Annotated in this window: 14 protein-coding genes; 5 read left to right on the top strand and 9 right to left on the bottom strand. The window is 60.6% G+C overall.

Annotated features, from left to right (window positions below; all coding sequences use genetic code 11):
* A partial coding sequence (locus tag J7G73_RS07215) for a sodium/proton-translocating pyrophosphatase (protein ID WP_291245759.1) occupies window positions 1-1,042 on the top strand: 1,042 nt, incomplete at its 5' end.
* Between the two features lie 143 nt (window positions 1,043-1,185).
* Here J7G73_RS07215 and cysK read toward each other — a convergent pair.
* Window positions 1,186-2,124 carry a cysteine synthase A gene (cysK, locus tag J7G73_RS07210; protein WP_291245758.1) on the bottom strand — a complete coding sequence of 313 codons (939 nt, stop codon included), beginning with the start codon at window positions 2,122-2,124 and terminating at the stop codon, window positions 1,186-1,188.
* Window positions 2,125-2,439: 315 nt separating this feature from the next.
* Here cysK and J7G73_RS07205 point away from each other — a divergent pair, with 315 nt between their 5' ends.
* Window positions 2,440-3,141 (top strand): ATP-binding protein, encoded by a 702-nt coding sequence (locus J7G73_RS07205; RefSeq protein ID WP_291245757.1) that lies wholly within the window; start codon window positions 2,440-2,442, stop codon window positions 3,139-3,141.
* 53 nt (window positions 3,142-3,194) lie between these two features.
* Here the strand turns inward: J7G73_RS07205 and J7G73_RS07200 are convergent, their stop codons facing one another.
* From J7G73_RS07200 to J7G73_RS07185, 3 genes are read right to left on the bottom strand one after another with little or no spacing between them, the layout of a single operon-like run.
* Complete coding sequence (locus J7G73_RS07200; protein WP_291245756.1) at window positions 3,195-3,434, bottom strand: DUF1653 domain-containing protein; 240 nt, start codon at window positions 3,432-3,434, stop codon at window positions 3,195-3,197.
* Window positions 3,431-4,342, bottom strand: coding sequence for a GNAT family N-acetyltransferase (locus J7G73_RS07195; protein ID WP_367113962.1), 912 nt, complete (start codon window positions 4,340-4,342; stop codon window positions 3,431-3,433). Before J7G73_RS07195 ends, J7G73_RS07200 begins: the two co-directional genes overlap by 4 nt.
* 28 nt (window positions 4,343-4,370) lie before the next feature.
* Window positions 4,371-5,195 carry an MYG1 family protein gene (locus J7G73_RS07185; RefSeq protein ID WP_291245760.1) on the bottom strand — a complete coding sequence of 275 codons (825 nt, stop codon included), beginning with the start codon at window positions 5,193-5,195 and terminating at the stop codon, window positions 4,371-4,373.
* A gap of 175 nt (window positions 5,196-5,370) precedes the next feature.
* On the opposite strand from J7G73_RS07185, the gene J7G73_RS07180 reads away from it, so the two are divergent.
* The 3 genes from J7G73_RS07180 (at window position 5,371) to J7G73_RS07170 (ending at window position 9,146) form a co-directional block, all read left to right on the top strand.
* Window positions 5,371-7,515 carry an N-acetylmuramoyl-L-alanine amidase gene (locus tag J7G73_RS07180; protein WP_291245755.1) on the top strand — a complete coding sequence of 715 codons (2,145 nt, stop codon included), beginning with the start codon at window positions 5,371-5,373 and terminating at the stop codon, window positions 7,513-7,515.
* Window positions 7,516-7,635: 120 nt separating this feature from the next.
* The gene (locus tag J7G73_RS07175) at window positions 7,636-8,133 is read left to right on the top strand and encodes a sigma-70 family RNA polymerase sigma factor (protein WP_291245754.1); all 498 of its coding nucleotides are present in this window, start codon (window positions 7,636-7,638) and stop codon (window positions 8,131-8,133) included.
* Window positions 8,130-9,146 (top strand): DUF4179 domain-containing protein, encoded by a 1,017-nt coding sequence (locus J7G73_RS07170; RefSeq protein WP_291245753.1) that lies wholly within the window; start codon window positions 8,130-8,132, stop codon window positions 9,144-9,146. The genes J7G73_RS07175 and J7G73_RS07170 overlap by 4 nt, the downstream gene beginning before the upstream one ends.
* A gap of 76 nt (window positions 9,147-9,222) precedes the next feature.
* Here J7G73_RS07170 and J7G73_RS07165 read toward each other — a convergent pair whose 3' ends face one another.
* From J7G73_RS07165 to J7G73_RS07145, 5 genes are all read right to left on the bottom strand, one after another.
* Entirely contained in the window at window positions 9,223-11,040 is a 1,818-nt protein-coding gene (locus J7G73_RS07165; protein WP_291245752.1) for a peptide ABC transporter substrate-binding protein, read from the bottom strand.
* Window positions 11,041-11,450: 410 nt separating this feature from the next.
* The gene (locus J7G73_RS07160) at window positions 11,451-13,292 is read right to left on the bottom strand and encodes a peptide ABC transporter substrate-binding protein (protein WP_291245751.1); all 1,842 of its coding nucleotides are present in this window, start codon (window positions 13,290-13,292) and stop codon (window positions 11,451-11,453) included.
* Window positions 13,293-13,735: 443 nt separating this feature from the next.
* Window positions 13,736-15,409, bottom strand: a complete 1,674-nt coding sequence (locus J7G73_RS07155; RefSeq protein ID WP_291245750.1) for an ABC transporter substrate-binding protein — start codon at window positions 15,407-15,409, stop codon at window positions 13,736-13,738.
* A gap of 345 nt (window positions 15,410-15,754) precedes the next feature.
* Window positions 15,755-16,768: an ABC transporter ATP-binding protein gene (locus tag J7G73_RS07150; RefSeq protein WP_087294935.1), complete on the bottom strand. Its 1,014-nt coding sequence runs from the start codon at window positions 16,766-16,768 to the stop codon at window positions 15,755-15,757.
* A partial coding sequence (locus J7G73_RS07145; protein ID WP_291245749.1) for an ABC transporter ATP-binding protein occupies window positions 16,765-17,757 on the bottom strand: 993 nt, incomplete at its 5' end. The genes J7G73_RS07145 and J7G73_RS07150, both read right to left, overlap by 4 nt.

The following is a 17,757-nucleotide window of genomic DNA, read 5'->3' as shown; positions in this document are numbered from 1 at the left end:
GTACTACACCTCGGACAGCTACTCGCCTACCAGAAAACTGTCGGCCTCCAGTGAAACCGGCAGTGCAACCGTTATCATCAGCGGCCTGTCGCTGGGCATGCTCTCCACCGTGGCCCCCGTTGTGATCGTGGGCATTTCGGTGCTGCTGAGCTACTTCTGCAGCGGCGGTGCGGAGGACTTCAACATGGGCCTGTACGGCGTGGGTGTTTCCGCCGTGGGCATGCTGAGCACCCTGGGCATCACCCTGGCCACCGACGCCTACGGCCCCATTGCGGACAACGCAGGCGGCATTGCCGAGATGACCCACATGCCCGCACAGGTGCGCCAGCGCACCGACGCGCTGGACAGCCTGGGCAACACCACCGCCGCCACCGGCAAAGGCTTTGCCATCGGCTCCGCGGCGCTGACCGCCCTGGCCCTGATCGCCTCTTACATTGACAAGGTCCACCAGATCGATCCGGACATTGTGCTGGATCTGTCCATCACCAATCCTACCACCCTGATCGGCCTGTTCATCGGTGGCATGCTGCCCTTCCTGTTCGCGGCCCTGACCATGGACGCGGTGGGCAAGGCAGCCCAGAGCATCGTGGTGGAGGTCCGCCGCCAGTTCAAGGAGATCAAGGGTCTGATGGAAGGCAAGGCCGAACCGGACTATGCCTCCTGCGTGGATATGTGCACCCGCAGTGCCCAGAAGCTGATGCTGGCCCCCGCCCTGATCGCGGTGATCGTGCCCGTTGTGGTGGGCCTGATCCTGGGCGTGGAAGGCGTGGCCGGTCTGCTGGCGGGCACCACCGTTACCGGCTTTGTGCTGGCCGTAATGATGGCCAACTCCGGCGGCGCGTGGGACAACGCAAAGAAGTACATCGAGAGCGGCGCCCATGGCGGCAAGGGCAGCGACTGCCACAAGGCCGCCGTGGTGGGCGACACCGTGGGCGATCCCTTCAAGGACACCAGCGGCCCCTCCATCAACATTCTGATCAAGCTCACCAGCATGGTTTCCATCGTGTTCGCCGGTCTGGTGGTCGCGGTACACTTGCTGTAAGCTTATCCTTCCCATTTTCTCTCTTTTGCCCTAGGGCCCGTCAAAAGACCTCCTGGCCGTTTGTGTGTGGCGGGCCATTTGGACCAAAAAGGGGAGAGCGTTTTCAACGCTCTCCCCTTTTTGTTGTGGAAAAATTCGTATGCTTATTCCTGCGCCGCGAACAATCCGGTGGACAGATACCGGTCGCCGGTGTCCGGCAGGAGGGTCACGATGGTCTTGCCTGCGTTCTCCGGCAGCCGGGCCAGACGGATGGCACCCGCCAGCGCCGCGCCGGAGGAAATGCCTGCCAGCACGCCTTCGGCCCGTCCCAGCGCACGGCTGGCCTCAAAGGCCTGCTCGGTGGTCACGGTGAGCACCTCGTCGTAGGCCTGCTGGTTCAGCGCGGCAGGCACAAAGCCCGCGCCAATGCCCTGAATCTTGTGAGGGCCGGCCTTCCCGCCGGACAGCACCGGCGAGTCCGCAGGCTCCACCGCGGCCACATGGATGGCCGGGTTCTGCTCCTTCAGATAGCGGCTCACACCGGTGATGGTACCGCCGGTGCCCACGCCTGCCACGAACAGGTCGATCTGGCCGTCGGTATCCTGCCAGATTTCGGGGCCGGTGGTGCGGTAGTGCGCGTCCGGGTTGGCCGGGTTCTCAAACTGGCCGGGAATAAAGCTGCCGGGAGTCTGGCTGGCCAGCTCCTTTGCCTTTTCAATGGCGCCGGTCATGCCCTTCGCGCCGGGGGTGAGCACCAGCTCGGCCCCGTAGGCCATCATCAGCTGCCGCCGTTCCACGGACATGGTGTCCGGCATGACGATGATCACCCGGTAGCCCCGGGCCGCCGCCACCGATGCAATTCCGATGCCGGTGTTGCCGCTGGTGGGCTCGATGATGGTGCCGCCCGGGCCGATCAGCCCCTTGGCCTCGGCATCGTCCAGCATGGCCTTGGCCACCCGGTCCTTCACCGAACCGGCAGGGTTAAAGGATTCCAGCTTTGCCAGCAGCACAGCATTCAGGCCCAGCTGCTGTTCCAGGCGGGTGAGGCGGAGCAGGGGAGTGCGGCCGATCAGCTGGTCTGCCGCGGTATAAATCTTGGACATGGTTCATTCTCCTTTATCTGTTGTGTGATGTATTTTTCTGCATCCGGGGATGGGTGCTTTCACCCTGCCCGGTCAACATCGCACCAGGCCCCCGGCCGCCATGCAAACGCACAACTGCTTCATTGCATACGCCGCCTTTCTGTAAAATGAGGATAGGGGTATCATACACCATATTCCCTATCTAGTCAATAGGATATCTTATTTTTTTCGTTTTGTTGGTTTTCAAACATATCCTCATATATCCCTATGGTATACTGAATCCAGAAGCTGTTTGAGAAACCGCCCCGCCGGGGCATACAAGGAGGATACACTGCTATGATCCGCAGAATCATTAAAATCGACGAAGCCGCCTGCAACGGCTGCGGTGCCTGCGCTGCTGCCTGTCACGAAGGGGCCATCGGCATGGTAAACGGCAAGGCCCGCCTGCTGCGGGATGACTACTGCGACGGCCTGGGTGACTGTCTGCCCGCCTGCCCCACCGGCGCCATCTCTTTTGAGGAGCGGGAAGCCGCTGCCTACGACGAGGCCGCCGTGCTGGCCAACAAGGCCAAACAGGGCGCACCTGCTCACACCGGCTGCCCCGGTAGCCGCAGCCGGGTCCTGAACACCCAGCCCGCCGCCGCTGTGCCCGGCCAGGAGCCCTCCAGTTGCCTGCGTCAGTGGCCGGTTCAGATCAAGCTGGCCCCGGTGAACGCCCCCTATTTTGAGGGCGCGGACCTGCTCATCGCCGCCGACTGCACCGCCTATGCCTATGCGGGACTGCACAGCCGGTTCATGGCCGGCCGGGTGACCCTGATCGGCTGCCCAAAGCTGGACATGGTGGACTACTCCGAAAAGCTGGGGGCCATTCTGGCCGCCAACAACGTGCGCAGCCTGACCGTGGTGCGCATGGAGGTACCCTGCTGTGGTGGAATGGAATACGCCGTGCAGCGGGCAGTGGCCGCCAGCGGCAAGCCGCTGGACGTGAAGGTGGCCGTGATCAGCACGGACGGTCGCATCCTGAAGGAATCGGTTTGACAAAAAGCGCAAAAGCCATTTTGGCTTTTGCGCTTTTTTCTTTCGGGCAGAGCTCAGTCTCCGACCCGCTCAAAGCGCCAGGTCTGGTCCGCATCCGGGTATTTTTCCCGGTCCACCGGACCTGCAAACATTTCATAGGGGCGCACCCACAGGCCACCCTCCCCGTACAGCGGCCGATATACCACCAGCCGCTCGTCGGTTTCACTGTGGCGGGCAACGCCCAACACCTGATAAAAGTTGCCTTTAAAATGCCGGTAACGCCCCGGCGTGATCTGCCGTTCCATCCAATTCATTGCTCCTTATCTTCCTCAGGCTGTACCAGCCCGGCCATTTCCCGCCAGTCAGCCCCTCTCCGGGCCCCGGCAGCCAGAGCCGCCAGCTCCCCGGGCAGCGGCGCACGGGGCTCCGCTTCGGGCGGGCCGGTGCGGCCGGGGGCCAGGTCCATGAGCCAGTAGCTCACGCCCTGCCAGCCGTTTTTCAGACCGCAGCGGGCCTGCCGCCCCTCACACACAAAGCCGAACCGCTCATGAAAGGCCTCGCTGGCCGGATTCGGGTCCGCCAGCACCGCATAGGCATTCCAGTAGCCCAGGCGGCACAGCGCTGCCAGCAGCGCATGATACAGCATGCTGCCCACACCCAGCCGCCGGGCCTCGGGGGCCAGATAGATGGTAGTCTCAGTATCCCAGGCATAGGCGCCGGTGCCATAGCGCCAGGGATGGGCGCAGGCATAGCCCAGGGGCTGGCCCAGGGCGTTCTCCGCCAGAAAGAAGGGCAGCTTCCGGCACAGACCACGCATCTCCTTGCGGTAATTCTCCAGCTTGGGCGGCTGATACAGAAAGGACGCGGTGGAATTCAGTACATAATGGCTGTAGATACCCAGCACGGCCTCAGCATCTGCCGGGCGTGCGGGGCGCAGCAGCACGAAGCGAGCCGGGTCGAACCCGGCAGCCAGCGCCTCTTTTTCCTCTTTTGTGCACTTTTTCAGCGCCGCCTCCCGGCGCAGCGCGGCGCTTTTGCTCTCCAGCAGCTCCGCATAGGCCAGTGTTTCGCCGCCAAAACCTCGGGTATATTTCGCACCCTTGCCGCCCGCATGAGTCCGCAACCGGCGCAGCAGGTCGTTGGTCCAGCCGGTGTACAGCGCACCGTTGGCGCAGCGCATCATGTAAACATAAGCGGAAGCCGCTACAGTTCGTTCTTCCATGGCTGTTTCATCCCTTTGCTTTGTAATATTACTTTTTGCCGCCTCTCAGCACAAAATAGCAGGCAGCGATGGCATCCTCTTTGGTTTCCGCGGTGATCAGAAACCGGCTGGCGTGGCAAAAACGCAGGCTGGCAATGCCTGAGGACTTGCGCAGATGCTCCTCCGGCTGGCCCGCCCAGCCCATGGGGAAGGGCTTCTTGGGCCGCTTGGTGAGCCGGTCGTTCACGCACTGAGCCGACCAGCCGCCCCGCTGGCTGGGGTACACCACAAACAGCGCATCGCTGCGGTAGAGGGCGTTCTTCCAGGGAGCATAGCAGGGCAGGATCACAATGCCGTCCCGGCTTTCCTCATAGGCCTTCTGCACCAGTGCATCCGCCCGGTTCACCGCTCTAGCCGCCTCGATGTTGTTCTCCAGAATCACCTGGGCAAAATCCACCGCCCGGGCAAAGCAGGCATCCGGGTCCTGGGGCTGGTCCCACAGGGGATTGAAGCCGCCGATGGCATCCGCCAGCAGGCAGCTTTCGCCGGTGTTGTCGTTCAGATCCAGCGGCTGCACAAAATTCTCATCCAGCAGGCGGGCCTGATTTTCCCCCACCAGCTGGGCGCCGAACTCCTTCCACAGCAAACCGAAGGCCGCATAGGGAATCCCGTTGGGGCGCTCAGCCCGGTCCGCCGCGTGATGGTCGAAGGGACCGTTGCCGATGTCGTACACGATGCCGTCAAAATTCTCCGGCACCGAAAAACCACGGGTCACGGTGAAGTCCGGCCGCAGGATGCGCAGCAGCGCGGTGCTGAACACATCGTCGGCGTGAAACTTACCGCCGTGGGTAAATCCGTTTTTGGGTACTTGCATGCTCATGGAATCCATCCTCACACTTCTTGTTGTTATACCCTTTCAGTATATCACATCCCCGCAAGCCCCTGCGCAAAAATTGGCAGATGCTTTTCCTGTGCAGTCCCCTGCAAACGTGTTATAATGAGGGCAAAGCCCCGCCAGGCGGGGCAGCCAAGAGAGGGGGACCCATCCTATGCCCGTAAAAACCAAGCGTCCCTTTGCATTGGGGATGATCCTGCTGGCCATCGCCGCGCTGGCGGCGCTGATTTTCGCCATTGTTCTGCTGATCCGGGGTGTTTCCGGCCTGTCCATGCCCCACATGACGGCCCCGGAGCAGATCCGGGCGGTGCTGCTGGACGATGCCTGGGCCGGATATTTTGACGAAAGCCATACCCGCGAAGAGCAGGAGGCCTTTCTGACCAGCACGCTGGACGAGGCCACCGCTCAGGGTGCCAACACCGTGCTGGTAGCCGGGTCCGTGCCCGGCGGCGGAGTGCTGGCCCGAAAGCTGGAGACCGCCGAAGCCGCGCCCATGGTGAGCGAATCCGACGGGCTCTTCTCCTCCTTTGACCCCATCCGGATTCTGATGCAGCAGGCCGCCAAACGCAATATGCTGGTGGCTCTCTACCAGCCGGAGGGAGTCTCCCTGAAGGACTGGATGACCGAGGCCGCCGACCGCTATGGCCTGACCTTATACACCCTGAGCGGCGAGGGCGTCGATGCCCGCTACACTGCCGCGGACCAGCCGGAGCTTGTCCTGGCCCAGGAAAGTCCGGCGCTGGCCGCCGCTGTGTGCCAGCTGCAGCCGGGTACCGGCGTGGTGCTGGGCAGTCTTGCCGGACTGGTGAACGGAAAGGAAAGCGCAGCTGTGACCCTGCAGTATCTTTCCGGCGACGGTCTGCCCGACATCGCCCAGCAGCAATTCAGCCAGACTCTGGCCATCGTCTCCCCGGACCCAGCCAGCAAGGTCTATACCGACACCATCTTTCTGATGGGCACCTCCGATCCCAGCCAGCCCCTGACCGTGAACGGCCAGGAGGTACAGCGCTACGGCTCCTACGGCATGTGGGGGCTGGAGGTAAGCCTGGCCGAGGGCGACAATGTGTTCACCGCCCAGCAGGGTGAGGCTACCGCCTCCATCACCCTGACCAAGCCCGCGCCCAGCACCGGGTCCGGCGGCTCCGGCAGCAGCCAGATTGTTTCCGACGGATCGGTGGCAGCCCAGCCGGGCCAGCTGCTGCGGGTGACCTCCACCCTGGCCAGCGCCCTTTCCGATTATCAGAACACCAGCGCCATTGCCATGACCGCCTACGAGGGCGCCGTGGCAGAAGTCGTGGACAGCGTCTCCTTTGTGAGCGGAACCAAGCGCACCTACGCCTACCAGCTGCCGGACGGCAACTACATAAAGGCCTCGGACTGTGAGCTTTTGGAGGAGGGGACCGCTCAGGCCACCTTCACCGGGCTTTCCGCCGGCGAGGAGAACGGCATCGAATCCCTGACCTTCGCGGGCAGCGGCACCCCCTATTACAGCCACACCTGGGAGGGCAACGAGTTCACCCTGCATTTTTATTCTGCCTCCTTCTCCGGCCAGGCTCCCCAGGACATCGGCTTTGACGGAGCCAGCGTGACTGTGGAGCCGGAGGAAAACGGCTTTGCCCTGCATATCATCTTCCAGGACAGCGACCCGCTGTGGGGATATTTTGTGGATTACACTACGGAGGGCGGCACCCGCATCGCCCTGAAGCATCAGCCTGCGCGCAGCAGTGACCCGGCCCTTCCGCTGGCGGGCGTGACCGTTCTGCTGGACCCGGGCCACGGCGGGGATGACATGGGCGCACCCGGCTCCCCGGTGGAGGATTTCCCCCAGGAGAGCGAGCTGAACCTTTCCGCCGCACTGGCGGCCAAATACCGGCTGGAGCAGCTGGGGGCAACCGTGACCATGACCCGGGATACCGATGTATTCTACACCCTGGCTGAGCGGATGGAGATGCTCAACAGCCAGAAGCCGGACTTCTTCATTGCCATCCACCACAACAGCGCCGCCATGAACGCCGATCTGAATCAGGTGGGCGGCACCGAAGCCTACTGGTTCTACACCGAGGGCAAGTCCCTGGCCACCGCCCTTTCGGCCAACGTGAGCCTGACCACCAGCCGCAATGACCGGGGGCCCAAATACTCCGCGTTCTATGTGACCCGCTCCAACATCTGCCCCGCGGTGCTGCTGGAGCTGGGCTTCGTGAGCAACCCGGCAGAGTACGAAAGCTGCGCTACCCTGGAAGGCCTCTGGGCCGAGGGTGGCGCCATCGCACAGGCTGTGCTGGACAGCATTCCCGACTGATTCGCTTTCTTTTCCATTCCCGCTGCGAAGGCAGCGGGAATTTTTTTGCCCGGCTGAAAGATAACCGCCCCCTCAGTCGTATTCCCGGTGAAAGAGCTTTTTCACACCACAGCAAAGGAAGTGAGCGATACGAATACTCCTATAGACCGCCGCCAGGCAGAGCGGCTGGTAAACACCTATTCCGACCTGATTCTGCGGCTGAGCTACACCTATCTGAAAAGCACCGCCGATGCCCAGGACATCTGCCAGACCGTTTTTCTCAAGCTGCTCACCAATCCCCGGCGCTTTGACAGCCCGGAGCACGAAAAGGCCTGGATCATCCGCACCACCGCCAACGCCTGCAAGGACCTTTTGAAGAGCCACTGGCGGCGCACCACCGTGACCATGGATGAGGCCGCGCCGGTGCCCGCACCGTCGGTGGAGGAGGGAAGCCTGCTGGCTGCCGTGCAGCTGCTGCCGCCCAAATATCGGGCAGTGATTTATCTGTATTATTACGAGGGCTATGCCGCCAAGGAGATCGCCCGGCTGCTGGGCGAAAACCCGGCCACCATCTCCACCCGGCTGAACCGGGGCCGGGCTCGGCTGCGCACCCTGCTGGAACAGGAGGAACTGGCATGAAGACTTATCGGGAATCCATGAACGAGCTGCAGTTTTCCCCGCAGCAAAAACAGGAAATGATCGACCGCCTGATGACCCAATCCACCCGCCCCCCCAGAGGGCACGCCATCCCGCTGCGGCGGGTCTGTGCGCTGGGAGCGGCGGCCGTTCTCTCCGGCGCTCTCTGTCTGGGAGCCGCAGCCAGCGGTGTGCTGAAGCCCGTTGCCCAGGCCTTCGGCGCGGTGTTTGGTACCGCGCCCGCCCAGACCGAGATCATCGACCGGATCGGATACCCTCTGGATGCCAGCGCCACTGTGGACGGGGTCACCGTGCAGGCCGATGCCATCATCGGCGATACCTACAGCTACGCCATCGTATACTCCATCTACCGGGAGGACGGCCAGCCCATCACAGCGGACCCGGACCCCAACCGGGATGGCGCCCTGGCCCTTCGCTTCGGGGAATGGGACACGGATGTGGGCCATATGGGCGGCATGCATGGTACCGCCTGGTTCTTCGACGAGGACCCGGCCGACAATGCAGTGCAATTCGTTCAGCTGCTCACCGCCGACGCCCCGCTGGAGCCCGGCACCGCCACCGTACACCTGGCTGACCTGAAACAGGGGATCGGCGAGGACGCGGTGATACTGGCCGAGGGCAACTGGGAGCTTCGGTTCGCTTTTGCCTTCGAGGACAGCTCGCTGGAGCTGCCGGGCGGCCAGAGCTTTTCCGTGAACGGGGAACCGGCGGTGCTGAACAGCATATCCATTTCGCCCTTGTCTTTTCGGATCGACTACACAGTGGACACCGCTCTGCAGCCGGAAAACAATTCCACTGCACTTACCCCCCAGTCGGTTTATCTGACCCTCACCGACGGCAGCCGCATCGACCTGACCGGCTTTGGCGGCGGCGCCCGGCCGGAGGGAGACACCACCCGCTGCGAGCTCAGCGGCGTGTTTGATCAGATCCTCCCGCTGGATACCATCGAGAGCATCACCATCGGGGAAGTGACCATTCCGGTGAACGGCCAGTAATTTCGCCCAGCGCCAATATAAAAAAAGGACCTGCCCGATTGGGCAGGTCCTTTTTCATTTGTTTTTGTGCCTCGAATCAGGCGGCAGCTTCGGAGGAAGCAGCCTCGCTCACAGCGCTCTCAGCAGCCTCAGAGGAAGAAGCCTCGCTGGCAACGCTCTCGGCAGCCTCAGAAGAAGCGGCCTCGGAAGCGGTGCTCTCAGCGGCGGTGCTGTCGGCTACGCTCTCGCTCTCGGCAACGGTGCCCTCAGAGGGCTCGCCGATGTAGGCGTACTGCAGGTACCAGTAGCCGTAGGGGCTGTGCCAGGTGCCCTGCAGATCGGTGCTCTGCAGCCAGAAGTCGCTGTTGTGGGCGATGGGAATCATGGCGTACTCGCTCATCAGCAGCTCCTCGGCGGCGTGCAGGTTGGCAAAACGCTGCTCCACGTCGGCGATGTTGGTGTTGTTCATCAGCTCGTCGTACTTAGCGTTGGAGTACTTACCATCGTTGTTGCCGTTCTCGGTCATGAACAGCTCCAGGATGTTGGAGGGATCGTTGTAGTCGAATACCCAGCCGTTGCGGGCCATCTCGTAGTCACCGGAGCGGCGCAGCGGGGTGAAGGAAGACCATTCCACGATCTCGATCTCCAGGTTGATGCCCAGAACTTCCTTGTAGCACTGCTGCATGTACTCAGCAACAGCCTTGTTGTAGCCGGAATCGTTGGTGGTGTAGGTGATGGTGGGGAAGCCCTCGCCATTGGGGTAGCCAGCAGCAGCCAGAGCCTCCTGAGCCTGCTTCTTGGACTCCTCGTAATCGGTGGGGATCCAGTTCTTGCCGGAGTTGTCCATGTAGGAGGTGGTGCCGTCAGCATCGGTGATGCCGGGGCCGGTCAGCTCGTAAGCAGGCAGGTAGGTACCCTGCTGCACGGTGTTGGCGATGTAATCGCGGTCCAGAGCCAGGCTCAGAGCCTTACGCACGTTCACGTCCTGGAACAGCTCGTTCTGCAGGTTCATGCTCATGTAGGAGGTGCCCATGATGGGGTCCACATGGAACTCAGGCGTGCCGGTCAGGCTGGGGATCTCCTCGGTGGGCACGTCACGAACCAGAGAGGCCTGGCCGGTCTGGAACGCGGTGTAGGCAGCGGTGGAGTCCTCCATCAGCAGGAAGGTGATGGTGTCGGTAACGATCTTGCTGGAATCCCAGCCGCCGTTGTAGTAGGGGTTCTTGGTGAGCACGATCTGCTGGCCCACAGTCCAATCGGTCATGTAGTAGGGACCGTTGGAAACGTAGGTCTCAGGAGTAGTAGCCCAGGAATCGCCGTTGGCCTCGATGGTCTCCTGCTGCACAGGGCTCAGGGTGGAGAAGGCAGCGATCTTATCGAAGTAGGTGCAGGGATGAGCCAGGGTCACCACGAAGGTGTTGGCATCGGGAGCGGACACCTGCAGAGCGTCCGGATTGCCGTTCATGGCTTCCTCGTAGCCGGCAACCATACCCACCACGGTGGCGGAGTAGGGAGCAGCGGTAGCGGGATCGGCCACACGCTTGAAGGTGTAAACGAAGTCGTTGGCATCCAGATCGGTGCCGTCGGACCACTTCAGGCCCTCACGCAGATGGAAGGTCCAGGTCAGACCGTCCTCGCTCACTTCCCAGCTCTCGGCCTGGCCGGGCTGAACCTCGTTGTTCTCATCAATGATCAGCAGACCCTCGAAGGTGGTCAGGATCAGGTTGCCGCCATCGATGGCGCTGTTCAGAGCGGGGTCCAGAGTCTCGGGGTTGGGGCCCAGCTGAACGGTGATGTTGCTGCTGCCGGTGGCAGTGCCTTCAGCGGCGCCGCTGGTGGCAGTCTTGTTGCCGCCGCAAGCGACCATGCTGAACGCCATGGCAGCGGCCAGCACCAGTGCTAACACTTTTTTCATGTTGCGGTTCCTCCTCTTACAGATAAGCAAAGTTTCTCTGTGCCGGTTTTGCTCCCCCCGAAGGGACCAGACCGGCCAACACACATGCCGTTTCGGGTTTGCAGGTTCCAGATACAAACCCCGGCCCCGCCGCTTGTCCGTTCATTGCATACAACAGTCCGCAGCAGGTGTCTTGAACGCATTGTAGCACTTTAGCCCAAAAAAGTTCAATGGCGCTTGTAAAATTGTAAAAAATTTGTTTTCTTTTATGGAAAAGTTCTCTACCAATCGATTCTTTTTTCACACCTCTTTTATATACTTTTCACAACTCATTGTTTGTTTGAACAAGAGCCATACTGTTTTTTGCCAACAGCGCCCCTACATAAAAGAAGAGCCCTGCAAGATGCAGGGCTCTTCTTTCTTTCTGTTTTTCAGGCCTCGCTGGCGGAATCACTGGCAGCGGCTTCGCTGGCAGTGCTCTCGGCAGCCTCGGAGGAAGCAGCCTCGCTGGCAACGCTCTCGGCAGCCTCAGAAGAAGCGGCCTCGGAAGCGGTGCTCTCAGCGGCGGTGCTGGTGGCTACGCTCTCGCTCTCGGCAGCAGTATCCTCAGCAGGCTCACCGATGTAGGCATACTGCAGGTACCAGTAGCCGTAGGGGCTGTGCCAGGTGCCCTGCAGGTCGGGGCTCTGCAGCCAGAAGTCGTTGTAGTAGGCCACGGGGATCATGGAGTAATCCTCCATCACGATCTCCTCAGCGGCATGCAGGTTGGCAAAACGCTGCTCCTTGTCGGCAATCTTGGTGCTCTCCATCATGGCGTCGAACTCGGGGTTGGAGTACTGGCCGTCGTTGTTGGCGTTGCCGGTCATGAACAGCTCCAGCATGCTGGAAGGATCATTGTAGTCGAAGGACCAGCCGTTACGGGCCATCTCGTAGTCACCGGCGCGGCGCATCGGGGTGAAGGAAGACCATTCCACGATCTCAATCTGCAGGTCGATGCCCAGAACTTCCTTGTAGCACTGCTGCAGGTACTCGGCCACAGCCTTGTGGTAACCGGCATCGTTGGTGGAGTAGGTGATGGTGGGGAAGCCCTCGCCATTCGGGTAACCGGCCTCAGCCAGAGCCTCCTGGGCCATGGTCTTGGCAGTCTCGTAATCCTCGGGAATCCACTCGCCGCTGGACTTGTCCATGTAGGCGCTGCCGTCCGCATCGGTGATGCCGGGGCCGGTCAGCTTATAAGCGGGGGAGTAGGTGCCCTGCATCAGGGTGTTGGCGATGTAATCACGGTCGATGGCCAGGCTCAGAGCCTTACGCACATTCACATCGTTGAAGGGCTCGATGGAGTCGTTCATGGTCAGGTAGTAGGTGCCCATGACCGGGTCCACATAGAACTCGCCGCCATCCTCGGCCTTGGTCAGGCTGGGGATCTCCTCGGTGGGAACATCCTTGATCAGCTGGGCCTGGCCGGTGGTGTAAGCGGTGTAGGCAGCGGTGGAGTCCTCCATCAGCAGGAAGGTGATGGTGTCGGTAACGATCTTATCGCTGTCCCAGCCGCCCTTATAATAGGGGTTCTTGCTGAACACGATCTGCTGACCAACGGTCCACTCGGTCATGTAGTAGGGACCATTGGACACATAGGTCTCGGGAGCGGTGGCCCAGGCATCGCCGTTGGCCTCAATGGTCTCCTGCTGCACGGGGCTCAGGGTGGCGAAAGCAGCCAGCTTATCGAAGTAGGTGCAGGGGTAGCTCAGGTGCACGATGAAGGTGTTGGTATCGGGGGCTTCCACCTGCAGGGCATCCGGGTTGCCAGCCATGGCCTCGTCGTAACCGGCGATCATGCCCACAGCGGTCTGGGAGTAGGGAGCAGCGGTGTCGGGATCGACAACGCGCTTATAAGTATACACAAAGTCGGTGGCATCCAGATCGGTGCCGTCGGACCACTTCAGGCCCTCGCGCAGGTGGAAGGTCCAGGTCAGACCGTCCTCGCTGACCTCCCAGCTCTCGGCCTGGCCAGGCTGGACCTGATTGTTCTCGTCCACGATCAGCAGGCCCTCAAAGGCAGTGATCAGTATGTTGCCGCCATCGATGGTGCTGTTCAGCGCCGGGTCGATGGATTCGGGGTTGGGTCCGATCTGTACGGTCACATTGCTGGCGGTGGCGCTTCCGGAAGCGGAGCCGGTGCTGCCGGCGCTGGCAGTGGAAGAGCTGCTGCCGCCGCAAGCCACCAGGCTGAATGCCATCACGGCAGCCAGCACCAGAGACAAAGCTTTTTCCATGGTTGGTGTTCCTCCTCAAGCAGTTTGCAAAGTTTCTCCTGCGGCCGGTCGGCGTGCTCCGCGGTAAGCCCACGTTCCCGGCTGCAAAGCCGCCCTTTTCCCGCAGATTCCAGATGCGGGCAGCGGCCGTTTCCCCCTGATCGATTTGAATAAATATTCAAATTTCTTGGGTGTTTATTCGGATTGTAGCACTTTACCCAAAAAAAGTGCAATGGGTATGTGCGGTTTGTAACCCTTTTGTTTCTTTCCTTCGTCAAACTGTATTTCTCTTGTTTTGGAACGCGTTCTGATTTATGCATCTTCCACAATCCTTTGTCCTTTTGGACAAAGGAGCCAATCAAGCCAAACAACAGAAAAAGACCCCGGATATTTCCGGGGTCCTTCTCTTCTGTGTGTTGAACAGAGAAACTTTGCTCTCTGGAAGAGCCGAGGCTCATACAGTCTTACTCAACGTAAGCGTACTGCAGGTACCAGTAGCCGTAGGGGCTGTGCCAGCTGCCCTTCAGGGAAGAGCTCTGCAGCCAGAAGTCGTTGTAGAAGGCCAGGGGGATCATGGCGTAATCTTCCATGGCGATCTCTTCTGCGGCGTGCAGGTTGGCAAAGCGCTCGTCCTTATCGGCGATCTTGGTGTTGTCCATCATTGCATCGTATTCGGGATTGGAGTACTTGCCGTCGTTGTTGCCGTTGCCGGTCATGAACAGCTCCAGCATGCTGGAGGGATCGTTGTAGTCGAATACCCAGCCGTTACGGGCCATCTGGTAGTCACCAGCGCGGCGCAGCGGGGTGAAGGAGGACCATTCTACGACCTCAACCTCCAGGTTGATGCCCAGAACTTCCTTGTAGCACTGCTGCAGGTATTCCGCCACAGCCTTGTGGTAGCCGGAATCGTTGGTGGAGTAGGTGATGGTGGGGAAGCCTTCGCCATTGGGGTAACCGGCCTCAGCCAGAGCCTCCTGGGCCTGCTTCTTGGCTTCCTCGTAATCGGTGGGGATCACGTCGTAATCGGAATTGTCCATGTAAACGCTGCCGTCCGCATCGGTGATGCCAGGGCCGGTCAGCTTGTAGGCGGGAGAGTAAGTACCCTGCATCAGGGTGTTGGCCACGTACTCACGGTCGATGGCCAGGCTCAGAGCCTTACGTACATTCACATCGTTGAAGGGCTCGACCTGATCGTTCATGCTCAGGTAGTAGGTGCCCATGATGGGATCAACATAGAAGTCGCCGCCATCCTCGGCCTTGGTCAGGCTGGGGATTTCCTCGGTGGGAACATCCTTGATCAGCTGGGCCTGGCCGGTGGTGTAAGCAGTGTAAGCAGCGGTGGAATCTTCCATCAGCAGGAAGGTAATGGTTTCAGAAACGATCTTGCTGGTATCCCAGCCGCCCTGGTAGTAGGGGTTCTTGCTGAACACGATCTGCTGACCAACGGTCCACTCGGTCATGTAGTAGGGGCCATTGGAGACATAGGTCTCGGGAGCGGTGGCCCAGGCATCGCCGTTGGCTTCGATGGTTTCCTGCTGCACGGGGCTCAGGGTAGCGAAGGCAGCCAGCTTATCGAAGTAGGTGCAGGGGTAGCTCAGGTGTACCACGAAGGTCTGAGCGTCGGGAGCTTCCACCTGCAGGGCATCGGGATCACCGTTCATGGCTTCATCATAGCCGGCGATCATGCCCACAGCAGTGGCGGAGTAGGGAGCAGCGGTGTTGGGATCAGCAACGCGCTTGTAAGTATAAACGAAGTCGTTGGCGTCCAGATCGGTGCCGTCGGACCACTTCAGGCCTTCACGCAGGTGGAAGGTCCAGGTGAGGCCATCCTCGCTGACCTCGTAGCTCTCGGCCTGGCCGGGCTGAATCTGGTTGTTCTCGTCCACGATCAGCAGGCCCTCGAAGGCGGTGATCAGAATGTTGGCGCCGTCGATGGCGCTGTTCAGCGCCGGGTCGATGGATTCGGGGTTGGGGCCGATCTGAACGGTAACGCCGGTAGCGGCAGTGGCAGAGCCGCTGGCCGCGGTGGAGTCGGTACTGGTAGCGCCACTGGTTGCAGTGGAGCCGGAGCCGCCGCCGCAGGCAGCCATGCTGAAGGCCATCACGGCAGCCAGCACGAGAGCTAACATCTTTTTCATGGTTGCTTTCCTCCTGAATTTGGTTTTACCCTTTTCCGCCCTGGCCCCACAAGGACCGGAGCGAAGTGTTTTTTCACTGCGAACAATTGTGTCCGCTGCGATTGGCTTGCTAACATTGTAGCACTTTAGCCCAAAAAAGTGCAAGTACAATTTTGCCTTTGTAAGAATTTTGTCTTTTTTCATGAATTTTTCATGGGTCTATCACATCTTTTTGCAGCAATTGTACGACAGATTCCCCGCATTTGAACAAAAATCTTTAGATTTCGCAAAACTGTTTGTAACTTTTTCGGGCGCAGACAAAAAAGAATCCCCACCGCAAATGCGGTGGGGATTCTTCAAATGCACTTATTTCACCCGATCCAGGTGGTGGCAGGCAGCCCAGTGGCCGGAGGAGACCTCCTTGAACTCGGGCACCTCGCAGGCGCACTGCTCGTCTGCATAGGGGCAGCGGGTGCGGAAGCGGCAGCCGGAAGGGGGATTCAGCGGGCTGGGCACATCGCCCTCCAGAACGATACGCTTGGATTCCCGGGCGGCCTTGGGGTCCGCGATGGGAATGGCAGAGATCAGGCTGCGGGTGTAGGGATGCACGCTGTGGAAGGTCAGCTCATAGCTGTCGGCCAGCTCCACCAGCTTGCCCAGGTACATAACGCCGATGCGGTTGGAGATGTGCTTCACGATGCTCAGATCGTGGGCAATGAACAGATAGGTCAGGCCCATCTCGCTCTGCAGGTCCTCAAACATGTTGACCACCTGCGCCTGGATGGATACATCCAGAGCGGAAACAGGCTCGTCACACACGATGAACTCGGGGTTTACCGCCAGGGCACGGGCAATGCCCACGCGCTGACGCTGGCCGCCGGAGAACTCGTGAGGATAGCGGTTGGCGTGCTCAGAGTTCAGACCCACGCGCTGCAGCATGCTGATGATGCGGTCGTGGCGATCCTTGTCATTCGCGGCCAGCTTGTGGATATCGATGGCCTCGCCCACAATGTCGCCGATGGTCATACGGGGGTCCAGAGAAGCATAGGGGTCCTGGAACACGATCTGCATCTTGCGGCGGTAGGGCAGCATGTCCACCGCGATCTTCTTCTCGGAATCAGGCAGCTTGCCGGAATCGTAGATCACGTTGCCGTCGTAGATGATACGGCCGTCGGTGGGCTCGTACAGGCGCAGCAGGGTACGGCCGGTGGTGGTCTTGCCGCAGCCGGACTCACCTACCAGACCCAGGGTCTCGCCCTTGTTGATGAAAAAGCTCACGTCGTCCACAGCCTGGACGTAGCGGCGGTTCTTGCCGAAGCCGCCTGCGTTGAAGTACTGCTGGAGGTGCTGGACCTCAACCAGTTTTTTCTGCTCGCTCATTCAGCTTTTCCTCCTTTGCCTTCAAACTCGGCCTTCTGCAGCAGCCAGCACTGGGTGTAATGGGTATCGCTCAGGTCAGTGCGCGGGGGCATCTGACGCAGGCAGATCTTCATGCAGCTCTTGCAGCGGGGCGCAAAGGGGCAGCCGGCAGGAGGATTCAGCAGGTCCACGGGGCTGCCTTCGATGGGCACCAGACGCTCCTTCTCCTTCTGGTTCAGCTTGGGGATGGAGTTGATCAGGCCCTTGGTGTATTCGTGCTTGGGGTTGTAGAAGATCTCGTCGGTGGTGCCGTACTCAACGATTTTACCGGCGTACATAACAGCGATCTTCTCGCACATGCTGGCCACAACGCCCAGGTCGTGGGTGATCATGATGATGCTCATGCCCAGCTTTTTGCGCAGCTCCATCATCAGCTCCAGAATCTGGGCCTGGATGGTCACGTCCAGCGCGGTGGTGGGCTCGTCGGCGATGAGCAGCTTGGGCTCACAGGCCAGGGCGATGGCGATCATCACGCGCTGACGCATACCGCCGGACAGCTCGTGCGGGTACTGCTTCAGACGGCGCTCGGGCTCGTTGATGCCTACCAGCTCCAGCAGCTCCTTGGCGCGGGCATAGGCTTCCTTCTTATCTTTATTGGTGTGCAGACGCACCATTTCCACGATCTGGTTGCCGATGGTGTACACCGGGTTCAGGCTGGTCATGGGGTCCTGGAAGATGATGGAGATCTCTTCACCGCGCATTTTGCGGAATTCCTTCTCGGTCATCTTTTCCACTTCGTGGCCATTGAAACGCAGCTCACCGCCGATCAGCTTGCCGGGGTAAGCGGTCAGGCCCATCAGGGAGTAGGCGGTTACGGACTTACCGGAGCCGGACTCGCCCACGATGCCCAGAACCTCGCCCTGCTTCATGGAGAAGGACACGTTGTTCAGTGCCTTCACCTCGCCCGCGGGGGTGAAGAAGGAGAGGCGTTCGTTTTTGATATCAAGCAA

This window comes from Allofournierella sp., from assembly GCF_017889395.1.
GTDB lineage: Bacteria > Bacillota > Clostridia > Oscillospirales > Ruminococcaceae > Allofournierella.
The sequence above is the reverse complement of the archived record's forward strand: the minus strand, read 5'-3'. Positions and strand labels throughout refer to the sequence as shown.